The sequence below is a fragment of the Acidovorax sp. KNOB132 genome (assembly GCF_057541515.1).
In genome coordinates, this window is sequence record NZ_BAAJYT010000252.1 from 1 (window position 1) to 5,064 (window position 5,064).

Here is a 5,064-nt window from a genome sequence, read left to right on the forward strand (position 1 = left end):
GCTCGTCCAGCAGCAGCAGGCCCGGCGACGTGGCCAGGGCGCGCGCCAGCGCGATGCGCTGCTGCTGGCCGCCCGACATCTGCGCGGGAAACTTCGGCCCGCTGCCCGGCAGCCCGACCAGGTGCAGCAGCTCGTCCACGCGCGCCGCGATCCGCGCCCGCCCCTCGCGCCGGTTGACCAGCCCGTAGGCCACGTTCTGCGCCACCGTCAGGTTGGGAAACAGCGCATACGACTGGAACATGATCCCGTAGTCGCGCTCGGCCGGCGGCGCCACCGAGATGTCCCGGCCCGCCTGCACGATGCGGCCGGCGGTCTGGGTTTCCAGCCCCGCCACGATGCGCAGCAAGGTGGTCTTGCCGCAGCCCGACGGCCCGAGAAAACAGACGAACTCCCCCTGGCGGATCGACAGGTCGATGCTGCCGAGCGCGGTGAAAGCGCCGAATCGCTTGTGAATCCCGCGAAGCGCGAGGAAGCTGCCGTCGTCGTTGTCCATCGGTTTTTTTACTTCTTCGCTTCGCTCTTGCTGTCGTAGCGCCGGGACCATTCGGCCAGCGTGGCCTCGCGGCTGGCGGCGGCCTGGTCGAAGTCGAGCCGGATCAGGCGCGCTTCATAGTCGACCGGAATGCCGGCCAGCTTGGGCGCGATGCCCGGCTGGGCGGTGATGGCAAAGTTCTTGCCGTAGAGCTTCATGGCATCTTTCGACGACGCCCAGTCGGCCAGCTTCTTGGCCGCGTCCAGCTTCTTGGTGCCCTTGTAGATGGCGAAGCCTTCCAGGTCCCAGCCCAGGCCTTCCTTGGGGAACACCAGCTCGATCGGCGCGCCCTTGGCCTTGTTGGTGTGGCCGCGGTACTCGAAGGAGATGCCCGCGACGTACTCGCCGGAAGCCGCCATGTTGCAGGGCTTGGAGCCGGAGTGCGTGTACTGGCCGATGTTCTCGTGCAGCGCGTCCATGTACTTCCAGCCGCCGCCCTTGCCACCCTCGTCGCCCCACATCTGCAGCCAGGACACCACGTCCAGGTAGCCGGTGCCGGAGGACGCCGGATTGGGCATCACCACCTGGCCCTTGAACTCGGGCCGGGTCAGATCCTTCCAGGTCGTGGGCAGGGGAATGTTGCGCTTCTTGGCCTCCACGGTGTTGAAGCACACGGTGGCGCCGAACACGTCCATGCCGAACCAGGCGGGCGGGTTCTTCTTGTCGCGGTAGGCCGGCATGATCGCGTCGATGTTCAGCGGCGCGTAGGGCTCCAGCATGCCGTTGCGGTCGAACAGCGCCAGGCTGGTGGCCGCCACGCCCATGACGACGTCCGCCTGCGGGTTGGCTTTCTCGGCCAGCAGCTTGGCGGTGATGACGCCCGTGGAGTCGCGCACCCACTTGATCTCGATGTCCGGGTTCACCGCATTGAACGCTTCCTGGTAGGCCTTGAGCTGGTCGGTCTCCAGGGCGGTATAGACGATCAGCTGCTGCTTTTGCGCGAAGGCCGAGCCAGCCGCAGCGGCCAGGACCAGTCCGAGAATTGCCGCGGAAAGCGGCCGTGGGATGCGTTGCATGGAAATGCTCCAGGGGTTGAACGGGTGGAACTTTGGTGCCCGCCCGTGTCATCCTCATGACATTCTTGCCAAGCAAAATGAGGGCCATATCGGGCCGATTGTTTTTTGTAGATCGTAGACAATCTGCAAAACAACCCTTTTTTTTTGGAGAACCGATTCCATGGCCGTCCAGAGCCCCACGAACGCCGCCATCGCACAGCTTCAGGGCAACTCGCTCGCCGGCCTCGTGCAAAACGAGATCGAGCGCATGATCCTGGCCTCCGAGTTCCAGCCCGGGGAGAAGCTGACCGAATCCACCCTGGCCACCCGCCTGGGCGTGTCGCGTGGCCCGGTGCGCGAGGCGTTCCGCATGCTCGACGAGGCCGGCCTGGTGCGCACCGAGAAAAACCGCGGCGTCTTCGTGCGCGACATCGTGCTGGACGAGGCCCTGGAGATTTTCGAGCTGCGCGCGGTGATGGAGATGTACATCGGCCGCAAGCTGGCCGAAACCTGCACCGCCGCCCAGACGAAAGCGCTGCGCCAATGGGTCGATGCCATGGACGCGGCCACCAAGGCCGGCAACGCGCAGGACTTCCACCGCTTCAACCTGGAGTTTCACGACACCCTGCTGCAGCTGGCCGGCAACGCCAAGTTCACCGCCCATTACCGGCGCCTCATCAAGGAGTTGTCGCTGATCCGGCGCCGCAACCTCACCGTCGAATCCATGGCGGTGTACACCCGCGAGCACCGGCAGATCGTCAAGGCGATCGCGGCGCGCAATGCCGAGGCCGCGGGCCAGGCGATGTTCGACCACGTGATGAACAGCCGCGAACGCACCCTGCAGAACTACCACCCCGCGCCAGAAGCCCCCCTCGCCGCGCCGGCCCCGGCGCGCCGGCGCACCACGCGCACCACCGCCCAGGCCTGACCATGCCGCTGGCCTTCGACGACATCGCCCTGCTGTTCGAGCGCCATGGCGGCACGCAGTACAGCGGCGAGCCGGTCACGCAGACCGCGCACGCGCTGCAGACCGCCTGGCTGGCGCAACAGGCGGGCGCGGACGACGAACTCATCACCGCGGCGCTGCTGCACGACCTGGGCCACCTGCTGCAGGATCATGGCGACACCCCCACGGCGCACGGCATCGACGACCTGCATCAGTTCAGCGCCCTGCCCTTTCTGCGCGGTCTGTTCGGGGACCGTGTGCTCGAGGCCATCCGCTGGCACGTGGACGCCAAGCGCTATCTGTGCGCCACCCGGCCGCATTACCGGTCGGCGCTGTCGGCCGACTCGCAGCGCAGCCTGGTGCTGCAGGGCGGCGTTTTCGGTGCGCAGGAGGCCCGGGCCTTCATCGGTCGTCCGCACGCCGAAGAGGCCGTGCGCCTGCGGCTGTGGGACGACCAGGCCAAGGTCGAGGGCCTGGCCACGCCGGGGCTGGCGCACTTCCTGGGCATTGCGGCGCGGTGCCGCCTGCCTCGGTCTGCGGGACCGGCTTGAGCGCTGCGGCGCCGGCGGGTCACCGACACGCTCTAAGATGGCGCCCCGTTGCGAACCCTTCAGTGGGACGGCGCCTTCGGGTTCCGCCCCGTTTTTCCCGTCCCAACCGACGCTTTCCACCATCCACTCACTATGTCTTCCGGCGGATTTCACGTACACGGCCCCCACGACCATGCGGTCGAGCATGCCAGCCAGGGCCACGGCCCCCACGAGGCCCACGCGCACGAGGGCGGCGGATCGTCCACCAGCAAGATCGCCATGTTCACCGCGATCGTGGCGACGGTGGGCGCCATCTTTTCGTACATGGGCGGGGCCACGCAGGCCAATGCCGGGCTGCTGAAGAACGACGCGGCCATCCGCAAAACGGAGGCCTCCAACCAGTGGAATTACTTCCAGTCCAAGAGCACCAAGCAGTCGCTGACCGAAATGGCCCGCGACCTGGCGCCCGAGGACCGCAAGGGCAGCTACCAGACCAAGCTGGACCGCTACGAGGCCGAGAAGAACGAGATCAAGACGCAGGCCGAGAAGCTGGAGCGCGAGTCGCTCGACTTCGACCACCAGAGCGAGGCCCAGATGCACCAGCACCACCGCTGGGCCCAGGCCACCACCGCGCTGCAGGTGGCCATTGCCCTGGCGGCCATCGCGCTGCTCACGCGCAAGAAGTGGCTGGAATACGGCATGTACGGCGTGGCCGCCATCGGCCTGGGCGTCGGCACCATGGCGTTCCTGCATTTCTGAGCGCGGCGTCCCCCTCTTCCCGTCTTTGCGAAAGCCCTCTCCCATGGCCCTGCACCTGATTTATGCGCGCGCCGCCAACGGCGTGATCGGCAAGGACGGCACCATGCCCTGGCACCTGCCGGAAGACCTGTCGCACTTTCGCCGGCTGACCAACGGCTGCCCCGTGGTGATGGGCCGCAAGACCTGGGATTCGCTGCCGCCGCGCTTTCGGCCGTTGCCGGGACGCGCCAACATCGTGGTGACGCGCCAGCCGGATTGGCAGGCCGAAGGCGCCCGCCGCGCCGCGGGCCTGCCCGAGGCCCTTCGGATGGCCGAGGCCGAGGGCCCCACCACCTGGGTGATCGGCGGCGCGCAGCTGTACGCGCAGGCCCTGCCGCTGGCCATGCGCATCGAGGCCACCGAGATCGGGCAGGCGTTCGAAGGCGATGCCTATGCGCCCGAACTGGGCCCCGAATGGGTGGAAACCGCCCGCGAAAGCCATCGGAGTGCGGGCGGCCTGCCTTACACTTTCCTGACGCTTGAGCGGCGCTGAAAAACCCCGCCCCTCTGAAAGGGCCGAGTACGGCCGGGTTCGAGGGGTGCGTCCGGGCCTTCAGGCACGCGGTGACCATTCAGTCGATGCAAAATCCGCGTGGCGGAATCGAAGGCGCCTGGCCCAGGCCCCGACGCCACCGCTCGCCGGCCAAGGCGACTCCCTTCCTTCCTACGAATTTCCAGCCGAGCCCAACGTGAAACTAGACGCCATTGACCAAAAGATCCTGGATCTGTTGCAGGAAGACGCGGACCAGCAAGGGGCCGAGATCGCCGCCAAGGTGGGGCTCTCGACCACGCCGTGCTGGCGCCGGGTCCAGCGACTCAAGGAGAGCGGCGTCATCAAGAAGAGCGTGGCGCTGGTGGACGCGCAGAAGGTCAACGTCGGCGTGACGGTGTTCGTGTCGGTGCGCACCAGCACCCACACGCAGGAGTGGTTCGACAAGTTCAAGGCCACCATCCAGGTCATGCCGGAGGTCGTCGAGTTCTATCGCATGAGCGGCGAGATCGACTACCTGCTGCGCGTGGTGGTGCCCGACATCGCGGCCTACGACCGGGTCTACAAGAAGCTGATCGCCAGCAACCACCTGTGCGACATCAGCTCCAGCTTCGCGATGGAAGAGATCAAGTTCACCACGGCGCTGCCGCTCAATTACGCGCGGTAGGCATCTGCGGCCCTGGGGCGGCAGGCACACCCGCCCGCCATCTGGCCGCACCAGGCATTTGCTATATTTTTAATAGCAACATGCCCTAGTACTGATTGTGCTGGAG

At 66.8% G+C, this 5,064-nt stretch carries 7 protein-coding genes; 5 read left to right on the forward strand and 2 right to left on the reverse strand.

What is annotated here, in order from left to right; translation table 11 throughout:
• Both AC27IO_RS20180 and AC27IO_RS20185 read right to left on the reverse strand, forming a co-directional pair.
• On the reverse strand, positions 1–493 hold a 493-nt coding region (locus AC27IO_RS20180; protein ID WP_498740425.1), incomplete at its 3' end, for an ATP-binding cassette domain-containing protein.
• Between the two features lie 8 nt (positions 494–501).
• Positions 502–1,548 (reverse strand): putative 2-aminoethylphosphonate ABC transporter substrate-binding protein, encoded by a 1,047-nt coding sequence (locus tag AC27IO_RS20185; protein WP_498740426.1) that lies wholly within the window; start codon positions 1,546–1,548, stop codon positions 502–504.
• Between the two features lie 160 nt (positions 1,549–1,708).
• Here AC27IO_RS20185 and AC27IO_RS20190 point away from each other — a divergent pair, with 160 nt between their 5' ends.
• The 5 genes from AC27IO_RS20190 (at position 1,709) to AC27IO_RS20210 (ending at position 4,958) form a co-directional block, all read left to right on the forward strand.
• Positions 1,709–2,455: a phosphonate utilization associated transcriptional regulator gene (locus AC27IO_RS20190; RefSeq protein ID WP_498740429.1), complete on the forward strand. Its 747-nt coding sequence runs from the start codon at positions 1,709–1,711 to the stop codon at positions 2,453–2,455.
• Between the two features lie 2 nt (positions 2,456–2,457).
• Positions 2,458–3,024 carry a phosphonate degradation HD-domain oxygenase gene (locus AC27IO_RS20195; RefSeq protein ID WP_498740431.1) on the forward strand — a complete coding sequence of 189 codons (567 nt, stop codon included), beginning with the start codon at positions 2,458–2,460 and terminating at the stop codon, positions 3,022–3,024.
• A 132-nt stretch (positions 3,025–3,156) separates the two neighbouring features.
• Complete coding sequence (locus AC27IO_RS20200) at positions 3,157–3,762, forward strand: DUF4337 domain-containing protein (protein WP_272564330.1); 606 nt, start codon at positions 3,157–3,159, stop codon at positions 3,760–3,762.
• A gap of 43 nt (positions 3,763–3,805) precedes the next feature.
• The gene (locus tag AC27IO_RS20205; RefSeq protein ID WP_498740433.1) at positions 3,806–4,294 is read left to right on the forward strand and encodes a dihydrofolate reductase; all 489 of its coding nucleotides are present in this window, start codon (positions 3,806–3,808) and stop codon (positions 4,292–4,294) included.
• A 196-nt stretch (positions 4,295–4,490) separates the two neighbouring features.
• Positions 4,491–4,958 carry an Lrp/AsnC family transcriptional regulator gene (locus AC27IO_RS20210; RefSeq protein WP_272564333.1) on the forward strand — a complete coding sequence of 156 codons (468 nt, stop codon included), beginning with the start codon at positions 4,491–4,493 and terminating at the stop codon, positions 4,956–4,958.
• The last annotated feature ends 106 nt before the right edge of the window (positions 4,959–5,064 follow it).

What these genes read in the sequence shown, in the direction of transcription:
- AC27IO_RS20185 (WP_498740426.1), bottom strand. Translation starts at nt 1,548, where the DNA reads ATGCAACGCATCCCACGGCCGCTTTCCGCGGCAATTCTCGGACTGGTC.
- AC27IO_RS20190 (WP_498740429.1), top strand. Translation starts at nt 1,709, where the DNA reads ATGGCCGTCCAGAGCCCCACGAACGCCGCCATCGCACAGCTTCAGGGC.
- AC27IO_RS20195 (WP_498740431.1), top strand. Translation starts at nt 2,458, where the DNA reads ATGCCGCTGGCCTTCGACGACATCGCCCTGCTGTTCGAGCGCCATGGC.
- AC27IO_RS20200 (WP_272564330.1), top strand. Translation starts at nt 3,157, where the DNA reads ATGTCTTCCGGCGGATTTCACGTACACGGCCCCCACGACCATGCGGTC.
- AC27IO_RS20205 (WP_498740433.1), top strand. Translation starts at nt 3,806, where the DNA reads ATGGCCCTGCACCTGATTTATGCGCGCGCCGCCAACGGCGTGATCGGC.